Origin of the sequence: Candidatus Pelagibacter communis, assembly GCF_001180205.1 — a bacterium.
Lineage (GTDB): Bacteria > Pseudomonadota > Alphaproteobacteria > Pelagibacterales > Pelagibacteraceae > Pelagibacter > Pelagibacter ubique_O.
In genome coordinates this window covers 1-21,232 of record NZ_CVSU01000098.1, presented here as the reverse complement: position 1 = coordinate 21,232, position 21,232 = coordinate 1, and the positions used below count along the sequence as shown (strand labels likewise).

Below are 21,232 nucleotides of genomic sequence, written 5' to 3'. Positions count from 1 at the left end.
TGCATCAAGGAAATATTTTTGTTGATAATAGTGGCCAAATTGTACCTATAGATTTTGGGATTATGGGCAGGTTAGACAAACTTAGTAAAAGGTTTTTAGCAGAAATTTTATTTGGGTTTATTCAAAGAGATTATCGTAAAGTAGCTGAAGTTCACTTGGTGGCCGGATTAGTTCCAAAAGAAGTACCAATCGATGATCTAGCTCAAGCTTTGAGATCAATTGGTGAGCCTATATTTGGTCAAGAAGTAAAAGATATTTCAGGAGGTAAATTACTCAAACAATTGTTTGATGTAACAGAAAAGTTTAATATGCAAACTCAACCTCAATTATTAATGTTGCAAAAAACTATGGTTGTTGTTGAAGGTGTAGCAAGAAAATTAAATCCCAACACAAATATTTGGATAACTTCAAAGCCTGTACTAGAAAATTGGCTTAAAGAAACCAAAGATCCAATTAATAATTTAAATGAAACTTTAAAAAATACATCTGAAGTTATAAAACGTTTACCAGAATTTCCTGAGATTATGGATAAAGCAAATCAAGCATTAACGTTTTTAGCTAGTGGTCAAATTCCACAAAATTCAAATTCTTACACTGCTCTGAATGATAAGAAATCAGAAATGATAGCATTTAGAAATCAATCTATTATTGGTTTATTACTTCTTGTAATTTTTGGCCTTATAGTATTTTAATTCTGCAGATGAAAAATTTGTTAAATAAAAAAATACTATTTATTATCTGTGGAGGAATATCTGCTTATAAAAGTCTTGAAACAATAAGGCTTTTTAAAAAGAATGGTGCAGAAATAAAGACAATTCTTACAACAAGTGCAAAAAAGTTTGTAACTCCGCTTTCAATAACATCACTTTCTCAAGGTAAAGTTTATAGTGATTTATTTAGTGTAGAAAATGAGACTGAAATGGATCATATTTCACTTTCAAGATGGGCAGATATAATTGTAATTGCACCTGCAACGGCAAATACAATTTCAAAACTGGCTCAAGGAACAACTGATGATTTAGCATCCACTGTTGTTTTGGCATCAGATAAAGACATTATTTTAGCACCAGCAATGAATGTAAGAATGTGGGAGCATCCAACTACTAAAACAAATATAAAAAAATTAAAAGGGTTTGGATATAAACTAATAGGTCCAGATGTTGGTGATATGGCATGTGGTGAATATGGAGAGGGTAAAATGTCAGACCCATCAGTAATTGCTGAAGAAGTTGATAAATATTTCTTAAATCAAAAAAATAACAAAAAATTTAAAGCATTAGTTACAGCAGGTCCAACTAATGAGTACATAGATCCAGTTCGTTTTATTACAAATAAATCAAGTGGCAAACAAGGATATGAATTAGCAAAATCATTATCCAAAAAAGGTTTTGATACAACATTAATATCAGGTCCAACTAATCTTGAAATAACAAAAGATATTAATCTTATAAAAGTTGAAACAGCAGATGAAATGTTAGTTGCTACTCAAGAAAATTTACCTGTTGATGTAGCAATTTTTTCTGCTGCGGTAGCTGATTTTAAAATTAACAAAAAGTATGAAAATAAAATTAAAAAACAAGAGAACTTAAACTTAAATTTAGAAAAGAATGTAGATATACTTCATTATGTGTCTAACCATAACTCTATGAGACCTGAACTTGTCATTGGATTTGCAGCAGAAACTAATGAGATTGATAAAAATGCAGAGGAAAAATTAAATAAGAAAAGTTGTGACTGGATAATTTCTAATGATGTATCAAATAAAGATATAGGATTTAATTCTGATTATAATGAAGTAACAATTCATTATAAAAACAAAGACGTTAAAAAAGAAAAACTTTCGTACAAAAAAAAATCTGGAATTTCTGATGAAATAGTTGATAGAATAATTGATCAATTAAATTAATGGCGAAAGTTCTTATCAAAAAGTTAGACCCTGCGGTTGAATTACCCGCTTACAAAACAGAAGGTGCATCAGGTATGGATTTGATGGCATTAGTAAAAGAGCCTATTAATCTTAAACCAAACTCATCATGCTTAGTACCAACAGGGCTTGCTGTTGCATTTTCAAGTGATTTCGAAATACAAATAAGACCAAGATCTGGTTTAGCTGCAAAAAACAACATTAGTGTTTTAAATACACCTGGAACTATTGATAGTGATTACAGGGGAGAAATAAAAGTAATCCTTTTTAATCATGGAAAAAGTGATTTTTTAATAAATAATAAGGATAGAATAGCACAAATGATTTTAACTCCTGTAATTAAAATAGATCTTGAGGAAACTGATGATCTACCAGAAACAATTAGAGGAGAAGGTGGGTTTGGCTCAACAGGAAAATGAGCAAAAATTTAAACAAAAAAGAAATAGAGAAATTCTCGAGGCAAATAATTCTTAAAAATATTGGTGCAACAGGTCAAAAAAAAATTTTATCTTCAAAAGTATTGATAGTTGGTATGGGTGGTCTAGGTTGCCCAGTAGCAGAATTTTTAACTAGATCGGGTATTGGTACACTTGGGATTGCAGATCATGATACTGTAAGTCTCTCTAATATCCACAGACAAAGCCTGTATAATGAAAAAGATATAAATCAATCTAAAGTAAAGATTGCAAAAAAAAAATTAAATAAAATTAATCCAAAGACAAAAATAGATATTTTTAATTTAAAATTAAATAAAACTACATTTGAAAAAATTATTAAAAATTATGACTATATTGTTGATGGGACTGATAACTTTGAAAGTAAATTTTTAATAAATGATTTAAGTCTAAAATATAAAAAATTTCTAGTTACTGGTGCTATAAGTAAGTTTGATGGACACATTTTTACTTTTAATTTTACTAACAAAAAAGATCCTTGCTTGAGATGTTTTTATCAAGAAGAAACAATATCTGATGAAATTTTAAATTGTGAATATGAGGGAATTTTAGGAACCGTTGCAGGAATAATAGGTACGTTACAAGCCAATGAGGTTTTAAAAAAAATATTAGATATTGGGCAAAATTTAAATAGATACATTCTAATTCTAGATCTATTAAATTTAAATTTTAGAAAAGCAAAATTTAATAAAAGAAAAAAATGCTTATGCAACTAATAATAAAAAAAATTTATATAGTATTTTTTTTTGTTATTATTTACTCACATTTCGTTTGCTAATGAAATTTTTGTCTCTCTTAAAAAAAATAAAGTAAACGTTCGTTACGGACCAAGTTTTGAATCTGATATTAAATACGTTTATAAAAAAATAAATCTTCCATTAAAACAAATCGATAAAAAAGAGAATTTCAGGCGAATTATAGATTTAAAAAATAACAGTGGGTGGATTCATATCTCTCAATTAAAAAAAAATAATTCTGTAATAGCTACGAAAAATAAAGTTTTATTTAAAAAACCCACATCTTTTGCTAAACCAATTGCTCAAATAAAAGAGGGAAGATTATTAATTGTGGAAAAATGTGAACAAAATTGGTGTAAAATTACATCAGAAGAATTTGAAGGTTGGATTAAAACAGATAATATTTGGGGACTAAATTAACTAAAATCAGTAGATAAAGAGGCTATATTTTCTTTAGATAATTTTGTGCTATGGGAATACTCTTTATGGTCAATTCCAAGCTCAATTTCTGAGCTATTAGATTGAAATTTTTCTATTTGATCATCAGTAAAATTAAAATGAATAAACTGTACTGATGAAGCTTTTCCTTCAGAAGAAGTTCTATCAACATCTTCTTCGGGATCTGCTTTAATTTTCTCACCATTTATTTTCATAAATACTGTTTCTTCTATTCCACCAACTTTTCCAAGAAACGCAGCCCTTGAGATCGGATTATCTATTTCAAACATTAAAGTTGCTGTTAATTCTTTGCCGTTAGGTATTAAAGGATTGTACGCAGTTAACTCATCCTGAAGTTGCTCATCACCACCTTTTTCAATGTATAGCATTTCTTGTACTTGAGCTAACATTGTTTCATAACTTTCAAAATAAAAAGTAGCGTAAGGCCCTAAAGCAACTCTTCTATTTTTCTTATAATCAACAATACTTTTTCTTAATTCACGTCTCTTTTCTATATAAACATCTAATGGCATGATATCTTCTTTTTGAATTTCTCTTTTTTCTCTAGGCATGATCATAAGTTATAACTTTTTGCCACCAATTCGATAGGGTGTAGTGCCTCATCATTAGATATGTTTGTATCAACTTCTAACTGTTTTAAATGTTTACCAGCTAAAGGACAATCCGAAGCCATATACTTATTATTTTTAATTTTTATTTGTCTAGCTGTAGGTCTTCCAACTTTATTTGCTAAATCATGAGTTTCTTTCATTACTCCAAAAGTTCCTCCATGACCTGCACATCTTTCAACTACATCAATTTTAATGTTTGGTATCAATTTTAACATATCTCTTGCTTTGATACCCATATTCTGTGCTCTCGCATGACAAGCATGATGCACGGTTACTCCTCCATCAATCTCATTTAATCCTTCTGCTAATCCCTCATTGTTTGCAATATCCACAACATACTCATCAATATCCATAACATTTGCAGATAATTTTTTTATTTTTTCATCGTTTGGTAATAATAATGGCCATTCGAATTTTAACATCAACCCACAACTAGCTGTTAAGGTTACTACTTTATATCCTTTATCAATCCATTCGATTAAATCCTTAGAAACTTTTTTCGCTTGTTCAACAACCTTTGGTAGATCTGCTTGTTCTAAAAATGGCATTCCACAACAACCAGGATAAGCTTCTTGAACCTCAACACCATTTTTTTTCAAAACTTTCAAAGCAGCAACACCCGTATTTTTTTTATTAAAATTTACAAAACAAGTTGAATAAATAACTACTTTTCTATCTTTAGAAGGTGTTTGATAATTTATCTTATCTTTATTTTTTTTAAAAAAAATTTGAAAAAGTTTCTGAGTTATATTTTGGTAACTGAACTCTTTTATCTATTCCTGCAATAAGTTCCAAAATTTTTCTAATTAGTTTATTTTTAATATTTGATGCCCAGTTAATTATTTTTGAGAACATTACACCAATTTTGGCGTTTCGGTCTATTTGGGCTAGTTGTGTTGGTACGCTTGGTAATTTACCTAATTTTTTTTGAGCTGTTCTATATCGCAGCATTAAATGTGGAAAATCTAAATCAAAATCATGAGGTGGAACATATGGGCATTTAGTCATAAAACACATATCACACAATGTACATGCATCAACGACAGGGGCAAATTGATCGCTAGATAAGCTTTCAACATCTTCATTTTTAGATTCATCAATCATGTCAAATAGCTTAGGAAATGAATCGCAGAGATTAAAACATCTTCTGCATCCATGACAAATATCAAACACTCTTCTCATTTCAGCATCTAATTTTTCAGGATTTAAAAAATCAGGATGCTCAAAATCTATAGGATGTCGTATAGGTGCACCTAAACTTCCTTCTTTGCTCATATAATTAAGTTTTTTGAAATTCGAATTGTTTTTAGTGGGCGACTAACGCCCACTAAGAAATTTGATTAGCTAATAGACTCTAAAGTTTTTTGAAATTTACCAGCGTGTGATTTTTCAGCTTTAGCTAAAGTTTCAAACCAGTCAGCAATTTCTTCAAAGCCCTCTTCTCTAGCTGTTTTAGCCATACCAGGGTACATATCAGTATACTCATGAGTTTCGCCTTGTACTGCCGAAGCTAAATTTGCTTTTGTTTCACCAATTGGCATACCAGTTCCTGGATCACCAACTTCCTCTAGATACTCCAAATGACCATGTGCGTGACCAGTTTCACCTTCAGCTGTTGATCTAAAAACTGCAGCTACATCATTGTAACCTTCTATGTCAGCTTTTTGTGCGAAATAAAGATATCTTCTATTTGCTTGACTTTCGCCAGCAAACGCTTCTTTTAAATTTTCTTCTGTTTTACTTCCTTTTAAAGACATTTTTTCTCCTTTTTAATGATAAACAAATCATATAATGCATATTAACAGTATGTCAATAGTTTAGAATTATTATAATGTAGATTTTAAGTGTATGATTTAATTAAATTATTTTTGAGTTTGATTATCACTCGCAACTCTAACTAACACTTCAACAGAATTTATTTTTTTTCCTGCAATATTTTTTCTAATATTTATTTTGTCTATGTCGCTCTCATCACAATCAATCAACTCATGCGTATCTTCATCAAAAAAATGATGATGTGCTGATGTGTTTGTATCAAAATAACTTTTATGGCTATCGATTGAAATTTCTTTTAGATATCCTTTTTTTTCAAATGCATGAACTGTGTTATAAACTGTAGCTAGAGATATCTTTTGATTCATTTTCTCAGATAACAATTTAACCAAATCGTTAATTGTGAAATGAAAAGTTTTTTCTCTATTATACAAAACTTCACACATTTTTAATCTTTGTTTAGTAGGTCTAAGCCCAACTTCTCTTAATTTTTCAATAAAATTGCAGTTTTTTGGCATTGTTTTTTATAATTATTCTAAAGTATGAATAAAAGTTTATTGTTTTATTATATTATATTAGGATTAAATCAAGTATTAAGGGTGCTCGAATATGAAAAAAAACTCATACTCCTATGATGACCTAATAACTTGTGGGAATGGTGATCTTTTTGGTCCTGGTAATGCAAAATTACCACTCCCACCAATGCTTATGTTTGACAGAATAACGGAAATCAATGAAAATAATGGAGCGTTTAATAAAGGCTCTTTAAAAGCTGAATTAGATATTAAAGATGATCTTTGGTTTTTTGATTGTCATTTTAAAAAAGATCCAGTTATGCCAGGGTGCCTAGGTTTAGATGCTATGTGGCAATTAGTAGGTTTTTTTCTAGGTTGGCTAGGTAATCCTGGAAAAGGAAGAGCTTTAGGAGTGGGTACTGTGAAATTTACAGGTGAAGTATTACAGAATGTAAAAAATGTAAGATATGAAATAGATATGAAAAAAATTATGTCTCCTGGAGGAACAACTGTTGGGCTTGCAAATGGAATTGTTCTTGCAGATAATAAACAAATATATTCAGCTGAAAGTTTAAAAGTAGGGTTATTTAAATAATGAGAAGAGTAGTTATTACAGGTTTAGGGGTTGTTTCTTGTTTAGGAAATAATCAAGATGAAGTTCATCAATCTTTATTAAATTCAAAATCAGGAATATCTTATGCTGAAGAATACAAAGAGCATAATTTAAAAAGCCATGTTCACGGTAAACCAAATATTAAACTTGAAGATCATATCGATAGAAAAACAATAAGGTTTATGGGTTCAGGATCAGCTTACAATTATATTGCAATGAAAGAAGCCATTGAAGACTCTGGATTAGAAGAAAGTGAAGTAAGTAATTTCAAAACTGGAATTGTGATGGGTTCAGGAGGACCTTCTATAGAAAATGTAATTTTAGCAGCAGATAAAACTAGAGCTAAGACACCAAAATTAATGGGACCATTTATTGTTCCAAGAACAATGGCCAGTACTGCTTCAGCAACACTTGCAGTACCATTTAAAATTAAAGGAACTAACTACACAATGAGTTCTGCATGTGCAACAAGTGGACACTGCATAGGAAATTCTATGGAATTAATTCAAATGGGTAAACAGGATGTTGTTTTTGCAGGTGGAAGTGAAGAAATTCATTGGGCGATGACAGCAATGTTTGATGCTATGACAGCTTTATCATCAAAATATAATGATACTCCTCAATCTGCGTCTAGAGCTTATGATAAAACTAGAGATGGATTTGTAATTGCAGGTGGTGCAGGTGTATTAGTACTTGAAGAATACGAACATGCTAGAGCAAGGGGTGCTAAAATATACGCAGAATTAACTGGTTATGGAGCAACTTCGGATGGATATGATATGGTAGCTCCATCAGGAGAAGGCGCTGTTAGATGTATGAAAATGGCAATGGCAACTGCTAAAAATAAAATTGATTATATTAATACTCACGGAACATCAACACCTGTTGGAGATATTACTGAACTAAATGCTATTAAAGAAACATTTGGGAATGATATTCCAAAAATAAGTTCAACTAAATCTTTATCAGGCCATCCATTAGGCGCTGCTTCAGTTCATGAAGCAATTTATTGTTTGATAATGATGAAAAATAATTTCATTACAGGTTCTGCAAATATTACTGAAATGGATGATGATGCTAAAAGATTTCCAATAGTTCCAAAAACTGAAACAGGAACAACTTTAAATACAGTAATGTCAAATAGCTTTGGTTTTGGTGGAACTAATGCGGCTTTAATTTTTGAAAAGGTTTAGTTTATGAGTCTGATGAAAGGTAAAAAAGGATTAATCATGGGTGTTGCTAATGAAAGATCTATTGCCTGGGGTATATCTCAAAAACTTTCAGAAGCTGGAGCGGAGCTAGCATTTACATATTTGGGTGACGCTTTAAAAAAAAGAGTAGTTCCTTTAGCAGAAAAATTAAATTCAAACGTCACATTCAGTTGTGATGTTGAAAAAAAAGAAGAAGTAGTAAAACTATTTGAGGATATCAAATCTCAATGGAGTGAAATTGATTTTGTAGTGCATGCAGTTGCTTTCTCAGATAAATCAGAGTTATCAGGTGAATATTTAAATACGACTAGAGAAAACTTTTTAAGAAGTATGTTAATCTCATGCTTTTCATTTACTGAAGTCGCAAAAGAAGCTTCAAAGGTAATGAGACAAGGTGGAAGTTTATTAACTTTAACTTACGAATCTACTAAAGCAATCCCAAATTATAATGTAATGGGTGTTTGTAAATCTGCTTTAGAGGCCAGTGTTAAATACTTAGCTAGAGATTTGGGTGCTAAAGGCATGAGAGTAAATGCTATAAGTGCAGGACCTATCAAGACATTAGCTGCCTCTGCAATAGGAGACGCAAAATTCCTATATAAATGGAATGAAGACCATTCTTTTCTTAAAAGAAATGTAGATATCCATGATGTTGGAAATTCAGCATTATATCTAGTAAGTGACCTTGCAAACGGAGTTACTGGTGAAATACACTACGTAGATGCTGGATATAACAAGGTAGGAATGCCAGATCCTAAAAATATAACCTGAATTTTAGTTAAATTTAGTTAAAAATATATGAAGGGATACAGATTTATTACTGATGATGATACAGCAAGATTTTGTAATCGCGTAACTGAGGCATTATCGAATGGATGGAAATTATATGGTGAACCCAAAATGACATTTGATAAAAAACGAGGAATAATGCGTTGTGGCCAAGCAGTTATAAAAAATGTTCCAAATAAAAAATACTTAAAAAAAATAAATTTATCTTCAATATAAAAACCCCCAGAACTCTCATTCCAGGGGTTTAAAATTTTAATTTAAGTTATAGATTATTCAGCAGCTTGTTTCATAGAAAGTTTAACTTTACCTCTATCGAAACCAATCACTTTAACTTTTACTTCGTCACCCTCTTTGACAACGTCAGTAACTTTAGCTACTCTTTTATCTGCAAGTTCTGAGATATGAACTAGTCCATCTTGTTTTCCTAAGAAATTAACAAATGCACCAAACTCCATAATCTTCATTACTTTACCTGAATAAATTTTGTTTAATTCAGCTTTTGCAGTGATGTCTTTAATCATTTGCATTGCGATGTTTCTAGATTCTTCATCAGGAGCAGCAACTGTTACCACACCTTCGTCATTTACATCTACTTTTGCACCTGATTTTTCAACAATCTCTCTAATCGTTGCTCCACCTTTTCCAATCACAGCTGCAATGTCTTTTTTATCAACATTAACTTGTTCCATTTTTGGAGTGTGTTTTCCAACATTTTCTCTTGAAGCTGATAATGCTTTATTCATTTCACCTAAGATATGAACTCTTCCATCTTTAGCTTGACTTAATGCCTGCTCCATAATTTCAAAAGTAATACCTGTAATTTTGATATCCATTTGAAGAGAAGTAATTCCATCTTTAGTTCCAGCAACTTTAAAGTCCATGTCACCCAAGTGATCTTCATCACCTAAAATGTCTGATAGAACACTGAAATCATCTCCTTCTTTAATTAATCCCATTGCAATACCTGCAACGGGCTCTTTTATTGGTACTCCAGCATCCATTAATGCTAATGAAGTTCCACAAACAGTAGCCATTGAAGAAGAACCATTGGACTCTGTAATCTCCGAAACTACTCTAAAAGTATATGGAAATGCTTCTTTTGTAGGTAATGAAGAGTTAATTGCTCTCCAAGCTAATTTACCATGACCAATTTCTCTTCTACCTGTTCCAATTCTTCCAGTTTCTCCAACTGAAAAAGGAGGAAAATTATAGTGAAGCATAAATCGTTCTCTTTGCAATCCATCTAAGCTCTCAATTCTTTGTTCATCATCAGATGTTCCTAAAGTTGCAACAACAATTGCTTGAGTTTCTCCTCTAGTAAACAATGCAGAACCATGTGCTCTCGGAAGAACACCCACTTCACATTCAATAGGTCTTACATCTGATAAACCCCTACCATCAATTCTATTTTTATTTTTTAGAATGTCTGTTCTAACAATTGATTTTTCTAGATTTTTTAACTGACTATTAACATCAAGATCAGTGTAGTTTTCATCTTCCTCATAAAGTTTTTTAGCTTTATCAGTGATTTCAGAAATTTGATTTGATCTATCTTGTTTATCTCTTGTAGCAAAAGCTTTTTTAAGATCTTCTGTAAAAGTTTCCTCAAGTTTTTTCTTAACCTCAGATAAATCTTTTTTCTCAACTGTCCACTCAGGTTTTCTGCATTCTTTTGCAAGTTCCTCTATCATTTCAATTACTGGAACAAATCCTTCATGACCAAATTTAACTGCATTTAACATTTCTTCCTCTGTTAAACCACTTGCTTCAGACTCAACCATAAGCACAGCATCTTTTGTACCTGCTACAACTAAATCTAATTTCGATTTTTCTAACTCTGCTTTAGATGGGTTTAAAACATATTTTCCATCAATAAATCCAACCCTTGATGCTCCTACAGGACCCATAAATGGCATTCCTGATATAGCTAATGCTGCTGAAGATGCGGTGATTGATAAAATATCTGGTTCATTTTCTTTATCATATGAAATGACAGTTGGTAATAACTGTACTTCATTTTTAAATTCATCAGGAAACAAAGGTCTGATTGGTCTATCAATTAATCTAGAGATTAATGTTTCACTCTCAGTTGGTCTTGCTTCTCTTTTAAAATATCCACCTGGAATTTTTCCAGCTGCATAATATTTTTCTTGGTAATTTACAGATAATGGAAAGTAATCCATATCAGGATTTACTTTTTTTGCTCCCACCACTGTTGCTAGTACGACTGTCTCTCCACATGTTGCGATTATTGCACCGTCTGCCTGTCTTGCTACTTTACCTGTTTCTAAACTTATCTTCTTTCCTGCTACTTCGATTTCCTTCTTGTGTACTTTAAACATTTCATTTCCATTTCGTTTCGTTCGTTTCGTTCCATTCCGTTCTATCTATTTTGATTTCTATTTTCTTAAATTCAATTTCGACAGTACATTTTTGTAAGAATCCATTTTATTTTTCTTTAAGTATTCTAACAATTTCTTTCTTCTATTTACCGCTCTCAACAATCCAACAGATGAATGTTTATCTTTTTTGAATTGCTTAATATGTTTAGAGAGAGTTTCAATTTTCTCTGTTAGCAAAGCGATTTGTATCTCTGAAGATCCAGTATCTTTATCATGCATTGCTAATTCTTGTGCCTTTTTGTTCATGCCTCTTTCTTCCTATTTATTTGTTTGTTTTATTAAGTTTTCTATTTTTTCCGCATACTCAAAAGATTCATCTTTTCTAAAAAGTAATTTTGGTAAAAATTTCATAACCACTTTTTGTGATAAAATTTTTCTAATTAAAAATGAGTATTCCTTTAAAACATTAATTGTTTCCTCCGCATCTTTTCCTCCTAATGGAAGAACATATGCTTTAGCAATTTTTAAATCAGGACTCATTCTAACCTCAGTAACCGTTATAGTATTTGTTTCTAAATTGGGAACCTTAGCCTCATTTCTTATAAAAATCATGCTTAAAGACTGTTTGATCATTTCTCCTACTCTAAGCTGTCTTTGAGATACCGGTTTTCCTATTCTATCTGCCATTAAATTGACCTCTCTGTAGATGTAACACTAAAAGCTTCTATTGTATCATTTTTTTGGAAATCCATATAATCTTTAACTGTAATTCCACATTCTTGACCACCACTTACCTGTTTTACCTGATTTTTTTCTCTAAATATTGATGAAATTTTTCCTGTATAAATAATAGCACCGTCCCTAATAATTCTAACATCTGAAGTACTATTAATTTCTCCTTCAGTTACTTTTGAACCTGCAACTTTTCCAGCACCTGAGACTTTAAATATTTCCAAGATTTGCGCAGTACCTGTAATTTCTTCTTGAACATCAGGTGCCAATAATCCTGACATTCTTTGTTTAATATAATCTAAAACTTCATAAATAATATTGTATGAGGATATTTTTATTTTTTCATTTTCAGCAAGTTTTTTTGCTTCTTTGCTTGGTTTAACATTGAAGGCTATTAATACTGCGTTCGATGCTTTTGCTAATGTAACGTCAGTCTCTGTTACCATTCCAATATCTGCTAAAATTATTTTAGGTTTGACTTCATCATGCTTAATTTGGCTAATTGCATTTTTAATTGCTTCTGATGATCCATGTACATCAGATTTAACAATTAAATTTAATTCTTCTGTGGATTTATCTGAAAAAGCAGAATCTTGAGTTGCAAAAGTTAGTGGATTTTTTCCATCTTTACTTTCTTGAGCTCTGTTTTCACTCAATGTCTTAGCCTCTTTTTCTGTATCTAGTACAATAAAATCATCACCAGCTTTTGCCGCACCATTTATTCCTAAAATTTCAACGGGTGTTGAGGGTAAAGCTTCATTGATATTTTTACCTTTATCATTAATAATAGCTCTTACTTTTCCCCATTTTAAACCGCTTACAAAAAAATCACCTCTCTTGAGAGTTCCGGTAGTGACAATTATATTTGCTACCGGACCTCTACCAACATCAATTTTAGATTCTAAAACTATACCTGTAGCTTTAGAGTCATAGTCTGTTTTAAGATCTAAAATCTCTGCTTGAAGTATTATAGACTCTACTAATTTATCTAAGTTTTGTTTTGTTTTAGTTGAAATTTCAACCATTAAAGTATCACCAGATAAATCTTCGGCAATTAATTCGTGTTCTAATAATTGATTTTTTATCTTCTGAGGATCTGCCTCTGGTAGATCACATTTATTTATAGCTACAACAATTGGAACCTTTGCAGCTTTAGCATGTTTAATAGATTCAACGGTTTGAGGTTTAACTCCATCATCTGCAGCAACCACCAATACAACCACATCGGTTAGTTTTGATCCTCTTGCTCTCATCTCTGTAAATGCAGCATGGCCCGGTGTATCAATGAATGTTAATTTATTATTTTGACTTTCAATTTGATAAGCCCCAATATGTTGAGTTATTCCTCCAAATTCCCCAGAAACTACATTTGCACTTCTGAGTACATCTAGTACTGAGGTTTTACCGTGATCAACATGACCCATGACAGTAACTATTGGTGGTCGATTTTTTAAATTTTCTGTTCTTGAAGCTTTTATTTTTTGAATTATTTCTTCTGCTTTCTCTTCTCTAATTGGATTGTGACCAAATTCTTTAACTAAATACTCTGCAGTATCTGCAGCTAATGTTTGATTGATGGTTACAGTAACACCCATGCCAAATAAATGTTTAATTACATTACTTGACTGTTCAGCCATCCTATTTGCAAGTTCTCTTACTGTGATTGCTTCAGGAATATTAACATCTCTTTTAATCGGTTTTAAATTTTGTTGAGAATCATCTTTTGTAGCATTTTTAATTTCTTTTTGTCTTGCCCTCTTAACGGATGCTAAACTTCTTTGTTTTGCATCAATCTCATCACTTAGTGCTCTTGATACAGTCAACTTTAACTCTCTCTTCTTTGTGCCTTCTTTTAAAGTCTTTTTATCTTTGTTTTCACTATCTCCTTTAAGTCTTTTGGTGGCTCTTTGTTCTGCTAGTTTTCTCTTTTCAAAATCGTTTGCTACAACGGGCGATTTTGGATTAAATAAAGGTTTTGATGGCGCACCTCTGTTGAAAGTTGAAGTTATTCTTGGCTTATTTGTACTGGATCTAAATGATCCACCTCTACTCGAGAATTTTCCAGTTTGTTTTTCAATTACTACAGAATTTTTTCCTTGAGATTTAGCAATCTCGATGTTCTTGATTGATTTTTTGGCTGAGCCTGAAATTGTTAATTTTGTTTTTTTTTTCCATACCTCATCACTCAATCTTTATAAACAATGTTACGCGCAGACATAATTAGTTCATCCGCTTCCTCTTTTGATAGAGCAAAATCTTCAAGATAACCTTGGATTTTTACTCTCTCACCTTTAACCACATCATAACCACCGGTTAATTCATCAGATGCTAAGTCTGCAAAATCTTCTAAACTTAGAATTTTTTGTTCACCAAGTGTAACTAGCATTCCTGGTGTTAACCCTTTTAAATTAATCAAGGCATCTTCAAGACCTAATTCTTTAATTCTCTGAGAAATATCCTCCTGATCCTTTTCATGAAACTCTTTAGCTCTTTCTATCAATGCTTTAGCAGTATCTTCTTCTATGCCTTCTATCTTCATTAAATTTTGAGTTGAACTATCTTTAATATCATCAATAGTTGAAAAACCTTCAGCGACAAGTAACTGACCCAAAGTTTCATCTAACTCTAAATTTTTTACAAAGTTATCTGTTTTTTCTTTAAATTCTAATTGTCTTCGTTCAGAGTCTTCTGCATCTGTCATTATATTAATTTCATAATTTAAGAGTTTTGTCGCAAGTCGTACATTTTGACCTCTTCTTCCAATTGCTTTACTTAAATTTTCTTCAGTTAGAATTACATCAAGTTTTTTTCTTTCATTATCAACGTTAACTCTTTGTACTTCAGCTGGAGACAATGCATTTGAAACCAAAATTGCAGGATCCTCTGACCAATTAACTATATCAATTTTCTCTCCTTGAAGTTCATTTACAACCGCTTGAACTCTCGAGCCCCTCATACCTACACAGGCACCAACTGGATCTAAAGATGTATCAACTGCTTTCACACATATTTTAGCTCTACTCCCAGGATCTCTTGAAGAAGATTTAATTTCTATTAGTCCATCATAAATTTCAGGAACTTCTTGAACAAAAAGCTTTTCCATAAATTTAGGATGAGCTCTAGATAGAAATATTTGTTGTCCTCTAGGTTCTCTTCTAACATCATAACAATAAGCTTTTATACGATCACCTGCTTTAATATTTTCACGAGGTATTAATTCATTTTTTTGAATTATTGCTTCAGTTCTTCCTAAATCAACAATTACATTTCCAAATTCTAATCTCTTTACAATTCCACTTAAAATAGTGTCTTTCTTATCAATAAAATCATTAAATTGTCTTTCTCTTTCAGCTTCTCTTACATTAAAACTAATCACTTGCTTTGCGGTTTGCGCAGCTATTCTTCCAAAATCAAATGAAGGAAGTGGCTGTAATACTTCGTCACCAATAGACTTATCTTTGTTTAATTCATTTAAATTAATTGCATCTTCCAATTTTATCTCTGTATTTGCATTTTCAGGATTTTCAGAAATTATCAATTTTCTAAAGAGCTCAATATCTCCATTGTCTCTATTTATAGAAACTTTAATTTCATTTTCCTGTCCAAATTTTGATTTTGCAGCTTTAGCAATACCTGTTTCCATAGAACTTATAATAAGTTCTTTATCAATTGATTTTTCTAAAGCTACAGCTTCAGCAATTCTCAATAATTCAAGTTTATCTGCTCTTTTATTTAGCATAATTTTGTTTGCTCCAAAAAAAAATGGGCTAAGGCCCATTTTGTAAAGTTCAATAATGTAGTTGCAATATAGTAAAGTTTTTTTTTAATTCAACAGAAACTATTTAGAAAAAACGTTAGTTTTATCAGTTTTTTCCCATGAAAATGAACCATTTTCCTCAGGTGCTCTACCAAAATGACCATAGGCAGATGTTTTTTCATATATTGGTTTGTTTAAATTTAACATTTCTCTGATACCTCTAGGGCTTAAGTCAAAATTTTCTTTAATCTTTTCTACAACAAATTTATTTTTATCTAAATCATTATCAAATAGATCGACATAAATAGATAATGGTTTTGATACACCAATTGCATAAGCTAATTGAATTAAACATTTGTCAGAAATTTTTGAACCTACAACATTTTTAGCAATATACCTCGCCGCGTAAGCTGCCGATCTATCAACTTTAGTTGGATCTTTTCCTGAAAAAGCACCTCCTCCATGAGGTGCAGCGCCACCATATGTATCAACAATAATTTTTCTACCCGTGAGACCACAATCTCCATCAGGACCACCAATCACAAAATTACCCGTTGGATTTACATAAAACTCATCCTCATTGAAGCCATTAAGAAAATTCTCAGGAATAGATTTTAACATATAAGGTCTTAATAAATCTCTGACTTGCGATTGATTAACATCTGGTGAATGCTGTGACGAGATAACTACAGATTTTACTTTTGAAGGTTTTCCATCAACATACTCGAATGTTACCTGGCTTTTTGAATCTGGTTCAATATTTTTTAACTTTCCTGACTTTCTGTCTTCCGCCATCAATCTTAAAATTTGATGAGAATAATGAATTGGTGCTGGCATTAAAACATCTGTTTCATTACATGCGTATCCAAACATAATACCTTGATCTCCAGCTCCTTCATCTTTATTACCAGAAGAATCTACACCCATAGCAATATCAGCTGATTGGGAATGTAAATGACTTTCAATTTTTGTAGCTTCTTTCCAAGTAAATCCTTCTTGGTCATAACCAATATCTTTTATACAATTTCTTACTTTTTCAATTAATTCATCTTTTTTAATTTCTGGTCCTCTTACTTCACCAGCTAAAACAACTTTATTTGTTGTAGTTAATGTTTCGCACGCAACTCTTGAGTATGGATCTCCAGAAATAAAACTATCTACAACCATATCTGAAATCCTATCAGATACTTTGTCTGGATGACCTTCGGAAACAGATTCACTTGTGAAAAGATAATTTTTTAAATTACTCATTTTTAAGTTTCTTAAATGAAAATATTAAAAAAATATACAATAAAATTATAAACCCAAAAATTTTATTTCCAAATTTTGCAAATAGAGTTGCATCTTTTTTCCTTGACTCACTTAAATCTATATAACCAAAATGATTTATATCAACTTTTCGTTCAATAACACCCATTGGATTAATAATTGCTGTTGTCCCATTATTTGCAGACCTTAAAACATATTTTCCACTCTCTATAGCTCTAAAAATACTATGAGCAAAATGTTGCTCTGGACCAATTGATTTACCAAACCAGCCATCTTCGGAAATATTTACAATATAATCAAAGTTACTGTTAGTGAAAATTTTACCTGAATAAATTATCTCATAACAAATAAGAGGCAATATTTTCACTGATAAATTACTAAATTTTAGATCAATTATGTTTCTTTCTTCACCTTTTGAGTACGATTGGTAGTCATTAGTAATTGTTTTAAGGCCAATACCTTTTAATATTTTTTCAAAAGGTAAAAATTCACCAAAAGGGACCAGATTTATTTTTTTATATGAATTTATTATATTTAGATTGTGGTCAAATATAGATAATGAATTAAAATATTTAATATTTTGATTTTCATCTTCTTTACTATTAATACCAATTGCTAACAAATGATTTTCGTTAAATTTATTTTCAAATAACCACTTGTATTCTTTTAATTGGTCTTGTGAAATACCTGGAATAATACCTTCTGGCCAAATAAAAATTATTTTTTGTTTTTTTTTAGGAGAGCTGATTTCAATTAGCTCTTCTATTGCAGTTATCGGATCAACATTGTTATAAAATCTATCTATACTTATATTTGAACCCAAAATTCTAAGTTTATAGTCAAGATTTTTTACTTCTTGATTATTAAATTTTTCTATATTTTGTGAACCAATTACATAAAATGATATTGTTGTAATAAGGAACGCAACACATACACTAATATCTTTTTTATTTTTTCTTAAAATGAATATTGATGGGCTTGCAAATAATGAAATACAGAAAAGATTAAAGCTGTATGTGCCTATGACTGATGTAATGTTTAAAATCTCGATTTGATTAGAGAAACTATAAGCAATTAAATTCCAAGGGAAACCAGTGAGTATTGATCCTCGTAGAAACTCTATTATTCCAAATATTAAAGAAAAAAGAAAAAATGAACTCAAATTTTTATTTGACTTAAAAACTGAAAATAAATAAGCAACTAAAGCATAAAACAAGGCTAAGAAACCAGGTATTAATATTATTGTAAAAGGTATTAAAAACTTAAAATTTTGATCAAACGTTAATGATATTGAGATCCAATATAAATTACTTACAAAATAACCAAACCCAAATAACCAACCATAAAGAAAAAATATTCTTTTATTTTTATAAAACTCAATTTTTTTTATTAAAAATATATAGAATAAACTAAAAGTTAAAAAATTTATTACAACATAATTAAATGGAGGCAAACTTAAGGAAGTAAGCACTCCTAATAAAATTAAATAAATTGTTTCAATATAAAATTTATTTTTCAATTTAATTTATTTTTGATTGTACAGATTTAAATAATAGATTTTCTTCTTTTAACATTTTGGAGTAATCTTTATTTTTTTTATGATCAAAACCTAAAAGATGAAGAAAACCATGTATGAATAATTTAGTAACTTTTTCTTTAAAAGATTTTAAATTTTGTGATCTTGGTTTGTCTAGATAATTATAGCTAATGATAATGTCTCCAAGATAAGTATTTTTTGAAATTTTTATTTTTTTATCTAATGGAAAAGATAATATATCGGTAGATTTATTTTTTTTTCTAAAAACTTTATTTAATTTTTTAATATTTTGATTATTTGAAAGTAATAGAGTTAAGGTTACTTTTTTATTCAAAAATTTATATTTTTTTGGAAAAGCTTTACATATTTTTTTAAAAAAAACGTCTTTATTTTTAAGTCTTTTTGACCAAGCCTTCTCCTCAGAGAAGACATTAATACTAATCATTATTTGAGTATGCTTTGACTATTTTAGAAACAAGTGGATGTCTGACTACATCTGAATGATCAAAATCAACTATGGATATTTCCTTTAAATGACCTAGTAACTCTTTTGATCTAACTAATCCTGACATACTTTTATTTGGTAAATCAATTTGAGATGGGTCACCATTTACAACAATTTTAGAATTTTCTCCAATACGTGTTAAAAACATTTTTATCTGAGTATCCGTAGCATTTTGTGCTTCATCTAAAATTGCAAAAGAATTTTTTAGAGTTCTACCTCTCATAAAAGCTAAAGGTGCAATCTCTATATCTCCAATCTCAATCATTCTTTGTATTTTTTCAAAGTCGAATAGATCATATAAAGAATCATATAAAGGTCTAAGATAAGGGTCTACTTTTTCCTTCATATCACCAGGTAAAAATCCCAAACGTTCGCCTGCTTCTACAGCTGGTCTTGAAAGAATAATTCTCTCAATCTTTTTTTCTAAAAGCATAGTTAGACCTACAGCGACTGCTAAAAAAGTTTTTCCAGTTCCTGCTGGCCCAGCTGAAATTACAATATCGCTCTCTCTCAAAGCTCTCACATAGCTTTTTTGTTTTTCAGATCTAGGAATTATAGATTTTTTTGGAGTTTTGATAATATCTGTAACATTATTATTTTTTACTTTTTCATTAATCATAAAGTTATCAACCGATGAAAGTATATCTTTATTCTCTATACTTCCATTATTAATAAACTGATTAGCCAAAAATTGAATAGCATTTTTAATTTTTTCATTCTTTTCAGGTGTTGATTTAATTAAAATTGAATTTCCCCTTGAATATAAGCTGCAATTTGTAATTTTTTCTAATTCTTGTAAATTTTTATTAAATTCCCCAACAACACCCATTAACAAGTTATTGTCGTGAAATATAACGCTTAAAGAATTGTTATCTGAATAAACAAATTTTAAAGACTGATCGATATTTTTTTTAGTTATTCCACTCAAATTCTATGCAACTTTCTGATTTGAATTAGTTATAACTTCACCGAATAAAGTATTTCTATTACTATCTTTAATTCTCACTTGCACTATTTTTCCAATATCATTCTTTTTACCATTAAAAATTACAGATGTCATATACTCAGATCTGCCAAAAGCTTTACTTTTATCGTCTGTTAAATTTTCGACCAAAACGTCAACAACTTTACCCTTCAATGAATTATTCATTCGAATTTGATTTTCGAATAAAATATTTTGAATTTTTTCTAATCTTTCGATAGAAATTTTTTTTTCAATTAATTCTAAATTTTCAGCTACTGTTCCTGGTCTTGGGCTAAAGATGAAAGAGTAAGAGTTAATAAATTTAACCTTTTCAATTAAATTAAAGGTATCTTTAAAATCCTGATCTTCTTCACCAGGATAACCTATTATAAAATCGCTAGAAAATTTTATATTTGGGTTAATTTCTTTTAATTTATCAAAAGTATTTAAGTATTCCTCAATAGTATGTTTTCTGTTCATTAATTTTAAAATTTTATTAGATCCACTTTGGACAGGTAAATGTACGAGTGGCATTAACTTTTTAGAAGTTTTATAAACTTCAATCAAATCTTCCGTCATATCTTTTGGGTGAGATGTTGTGTATCTAACTCTTTTAATTTCAGATATTTTTTCAATGTTAAATATTAAATCTGATAGTCTGTACCCTTCATTGTCATAAGCGTTTACATTTTGACCAAGTAAAATTATTTCTTTTGCACCGCTATCAGCTAAATATTTTGCTTCATCCAGAATTTGATTAAGTGGTCGAGAATACTCTGGTCCTCTTGTGTATGGGACTACACAAAAATGACAAAACTTATCACATCCTTCTTGAATAGTTAAAAAGGATGAAACTTTTCCAGCTTCATTTTTTATTTTACTTAAATATTTAAATTTAGTAACTGCATCAAACTCTGTCTCCTCTAGTTTTTTCTTTTTTTTAGTATAATTTAAAATTGTATCATTAATTTTATGATAAGCTTGAGGACCAATTACTAAATCTATGTAGGGTTCTCTTTTTAGTATCTCTTCATTTTCT

Annotated in this window: 22 protein-coding genes and 1 pseudogene; 9 read left to right on the top strand and 14 right to left on the bottom strand. The window is 30.2% G+C overall.

Annotation, left to right across the window (positions count from 1 at the left end; genetic code table 11):
• The 5 genes from AMO08_RS04610 to AMO08_RS04590 all read left to right on the top strand — a co-directional run.
• Positions 1–692, top strand: a 692-nt coding sequence (locus tag AMO08_RS04610) for an AarF/UbiB family protein (protein ID WP_256997660.1), incomplete at its 5' end; no start/stop codon positions are given.
• Between the two features lie 8 nt (positions 693–700).
• On the top strand, positions 701–1,906 hold the full coding sequence (coaBC, locus tag AMO08_RS04605; RefSeq protein WP_075485674.1) for a bifunctional phosphopantothenoylcysteine decarboxylase/phosphopantothenate--cysteine ligase CoaBC: 1,206 nt from the start codon (positions 701–703) through the stop codon (positions 1,904–1,906).
• On the top strand, positions 1,906–2,343 hold the full coding sequence (gene dut, locus AMO08_RS04600; RefSeq protein ID WP_075485672.1) for a dUTP diphosphatase: 438 nt from the start codon (positions 1,906–1,908) through the stop codon (positions 2,341–2,343). The genes coaBC and dut overlap by 1 nt, the downstream gene beginning before the upstream one ends.
• Entirely contained in the window at positions 2,340–3,095 is a 756-nt protein-coding gene (locus AMO08_RS04595; protein WP_075485670.1) for a HesA/MoeB/ThiF family protein, read from the top strand. The genes dut and AMO08_RS04595 overlap by 4 nt, the downstream gene beginning before the upstream one ends.
• A gap of 30 nt (positions 3,096–3,125) precedes the next feature.
• Entirely contained in the window at positions 3,126–3,536 is a 411-nt protein-coding gene (locus tag AMO08_RS04590; RefSeq protein WP_075485668.1) for an SH3 domain-containing protein, read from the top strand.
• Here AMO08_RS04590 and AMO08_RS04585 read toward each other — a convergent pair.
• The 4 genes and pseudogenes from AMO08_RS04585 to AMO08_RS04570 form a co-directional block, all read right to left on the bottom strand.
• Positions 3,533–4,126 carry a DUF3501 family protein gene (locus tag AMO08_RS04585; RefSeq protein WP_075485666.1) on the bottom strand — a complete coding sequence of 198 codons (594 nt, stop codon included), beginning with the start codon at positions 4,124–4,126 and terminating at the stop codon, positions 3,533–3,535. The two genes, AMO08_RS04590 and AMO08_RS04585, sit on opposite strands and share 4 nt — an antisense overlap.
• Positions 4,127–4,128: 2 nt before the next feature.
• Positions 4,129–5,461, bottom strand: a pseudogene (locus AMO08_RS05990) ((Fe-S)-binding protein).
• A 65-nt stretch (positions 5,462–5,526) separates the two neighbouring features.
• Positions 5,527–5,943: a rubrerythrin family protein gene (locus AMO08_RS04575; protein ID WP_075485664.1), complete on the bottom strand. Its 417-nt coding sequence runs from the start codon at positions 5,941–5,943 to the stop codon at positions 5,527–5,529.
• Positions 5,944–6,048: 105 nt separating this feature from the next.
• Complete coding sequence (locus AMO08_RS04570) at positions 6,049–6,477, bottom strand: Fur family transcriptional regulator (RefSeq protein WP_075485656.1); 429 nt, start codon at positions 6,475–6,477, stop codon at positions 6,049–6,051.
• 91 nt (positions 6,478–6,568) lie between these two features.
• Between AMO08_RS04570 and fabA the strand changes: the two genes are divergently transcribed.
• From fabA to AMO08_RS04555, 4 genes are read left to right on the top strand one after another with little or no spacing between them, the layout of a single operon-like run.
• On the top strand, positions 6,569–7,069 hold the full coding sequence (gene fabA / locus AMO08_RS04565) for a bifunctional 3-hydroxydecanoyl-ACP dehydratase/trans-2-decenoyl-ACP isomerase (protein WP_075485654.1): 501 nt from the start codon (positions 6,569–6,571) through the stop codon (positions 7,067–7,069).
• Positions 7,069–8,280: a beta-ketoacyl-ACP synthase I gene (gene fabB, locus AMO08_RS05680; protein WP_102134046.1), complete on the top strand. Its 1,212-nt coding sequence runs from the start codon at positions 7,069–7,071 to the stop codon at positions 8,278–8,280. Before fabA ends, fabB begins: the two co-directional genes overlap by 1 nt.
• Positions 8,281–8,283: 3 nt before the next feature.
• On the top strand, positions 8,284–9,069 hold the full coding sequence (locus AMO08_RS05675; protein WP_102134045.1) for an enoyl-ACP reductase FabI: 786 nt from the start codon (positions 8,284–8,286) through the stop codon (positions 9,067–9,069).
• A 27-nt stretch (positions 9,070–9,096) separates the two neighbouring features.
• Entirely contained in the window at positions 9,097–9,303 is a 207-nt protein-coding gene (locus AMO08_RS04555; RefSeq protein WP_075485652.1) for a DUF1737 domain-containing protein, read from the top strand.
• A gap of 53 nt (positions 9,304–9,356) precedes the next feature.
• Here AMO08_RS04555 and pnp read toward each other — a convergent pair whose 3' ends face one another.
• The 10 genes from pnp to miaB form a co-directional block, all read right to left on the bottom strand.
• Entirely contained in the window at positions 9,357–11,429 is a 2,073-nt protein-coding gene (gene pnp, locus AMO08_RS04550; RefSeq protein ID WP_075485650.1) for a polyribonucleotide nucleotidyltransferase, read from the bottom strand.
• 57 nt (positions 11,430–11,486) lie between these two features.
• The gene (rpsO, locus tag AMO08_RS04545) at positions 11,487–11,735 is read right to left on the bottom strand and encodes a 30S ribosomal protein S15 (RefSeq protein ID WP_075485648.1); all 249 of its coding nucleotides are present in this window, start codon (positions 11,733–11,735) and stop codon (positions 11,487–11,489) included.
• Between the two features lie 12 nt (positions 11,736–11,747).
• The gene (rbfA, locus tag AMO08_RS04540) at positions 11,748–12,116 is read right to left on the bottom strand and encodes a 30S ribosome-binding factor RbfA (protein ID WP_075485631.1); all 369 of its coding nucleotides are present in this window, start codon (positions 12,114–12,116) and stop codon (positions 11,748–11,750) included.
• Positions 12,116–14,350, bottom strand: coding sequence for a translation initiation factor IF-2 (gene infB, locus AMO08_RS04535; RefSeq protein WP_075485625.1), 2,235 nt, complete (start codon positions 14,348–14,350; stop codon positions 12,116–12,118). Before infB ends, rbfA begins: the two co-directional genes overlap by 1 nt.
• Positions 14,347–15,900, bottom strand: a complete 1,554-nt coding sequence (gene nusA / locus AMO08_RS04530; RefSeq protein ID WP_075485676.1) for a transcription termination factor NusA — start codon at positions 15,898–15,900, stop codon at positions 14,347–14,349. Before nusA ends, infB begins: the two co-directional genes overlap by 4 nt.
• Before the next feature lie 99 nt (positions 15,901–15,999).
• Positions 16,000–17,169, bottom strand: a complete 1,170-nt coding sequence (gene metK / locus AMO08_RS04525) for a methionine adenosyltransferase (RefSeq protein WP_075485623.1) — start codon at positions 17,167–17,169, stop codon at positions 16,000–16,002.
• Complete coding sequence (gene lnt / locus AMO08_RS04520; protein ID WP_082255028.1) at positions 17,162–18,706, bottom strand: apolipoprotein N-acyltransferase; 1,545 nt, start codon at positions 18,704–18,706, stop codon at positions 17,162–17,164. The genes metK and lnt overlap by 8 nt, the downstream gene beginning before the upstream one ends.
• Before the next feature lies 1 nt (position 18,707).
• On the bottom strand, positions 18,708–19,169 hold the full coding sequence (ybeY, locus tag AMO08_RS04515) for an rRNA maturation RNase YbeY (RefSeq protein WP_075485619.1): 462 nt from the start codon (positions 19,167–19,169) through the stop codon (positions 18,708–18,710).
• On the bottom strand, positions 19,162–20,157 hold the full coding sequence (locus tag AMO08_RS04510; RefSeq protein WP_075485617.1) for a PhoH family protein: 996 nt from the start codon (positions 20,155–20,157) through the stop codon (positions 19,162–19,164). The genes ybeY and AMO08_RS04510 overlap by 8 nt, the downstream gene beginning before the upstream one ends.
• 3 nt (positions 20,158–20,160) lie before the next feature.
• Positions 20,161–21,232, bottom strand: a 1,072-nt coding sequence (gene miaB, locus AMO08_RS04505) for a tRNA (N6-isopentenyl adenosine(37)-C2)-methylthiotransferase MiaB (RefSeq protein ID WP_075485615.1), incomplete at its 5' end; no start/stop codon positions are given.

Excerpts from the sequence above, each read along its gene's own strand:
- rpsO (WP_075485648.1), bottom strand. The coding sequence starts at position 11,735 with ATGAACAAAAAGGCACAAGAATTAGCAATGCATGATAAAGATACTGGA.
- coaBC (WP_075485674.1), top strand. The coding sequence starts at position 701 with ATGAAAAATTTGTTAAATAAAAAAATACTATTTATTATCTGTGGAGGA.
- rbfA (WP_075485631.1), bottom strand. The coding sequence starts at position 12,116 with ATGGCAGATAGAATAGGAAAACCGGTATCTCAAAGACAGCTTAGAGTA.
- AMO08_RS04555 (WP_075485652.1), top strand. The coding sequence starts at position 9,097 with ATGAAGGGATACAGATTTATTACTGATGATGATACAGCAAGATTTTGT.
- AMO08_RS04585 (WP_075485666.1), bottom strand. The coding sequence starts at position 4,126 with ATGCCTAGAGAAAAAAGAGAAATTCAAAAAGAAGATATCATGCCATTA.
- ybeY (WP_075485619.1), bottom strand. The coding sequence starts at position 19,169 with ATGATTAGTATTAATGTCTTCTCTGAGGAGAAGGCTTGGTCAAAAAGA.
- AMO08_RS04595 (WP_075485670.1), top strand. The coding sequence starts at position 2,340 with ATGAGCAAAAATTTAAACAAAAAAGAAATAGAGAAATTCTCGAGGCAA.
- dut (WP_075485672.1), top strand. The coding sequence starts at position 1,906 with ATGGCGAAAGTTCTTATCAAAAAGTTAGACCCTGCGGTTGAATTACCC.
- fabB (WP_102134046.1), top strand. The coding sequence starts at position 7,069 with ATGAGAAGAGTAGTTATTACAGGTTTAGGGGTTGTTTCTTGTTTAGGA.
- AMO08_RS05675 (WP_102134045.1), top strand. The coding sequence starts at position 8,284 with ATGAGTCTGATGAAAGGTAAAAAAGGATTAATCATGGGTGTTGCTAAT.
- nusA (WP_075485676.1), bottom strand. The coding sequence starts at position 15,900 with ATGCTAAATAAAAGAGCAGATAAACTTGAATTATTGAGAATTGCTGAA.
- pnp (WP_075485650.1), bottom strand. The coding sequence starts at position 11,429 with ATGTTTAAAGTACACAAGAAGGAAATCGAAGTAGCAGGAAAGAAGATA.
- AMO08_RS04570 (WP_075485656.1), bottom strand. The coding sequence starts at position 6,477 with ATGCCAAAAAACTGCAATTTTATTGAAAAATTAAGAGAAGTTGGGCTT.
- fabA (WP_075485654.1), top strand. The coding sequence starts at position 6,569 with ATGAAAAAAAACTCATACTCCTATGATGACCTAATAACTTGTGGGAAT.
- metK (WP_075485623.1), bottom strand. The coding sequence starts at position 17,169 with ATGAGTAATTTAAAAAATTATCTTTTCACAAGTGAATCTGTTTCCGAA.
- AMO08_RS04575 (WP_075485664.1), bottom strand. The coding sequence starts at position 5,943 with ATGTCTTTAAAAGGAAGTAAAACAGAAGAAAATTTAAAAGAAGCGTTT.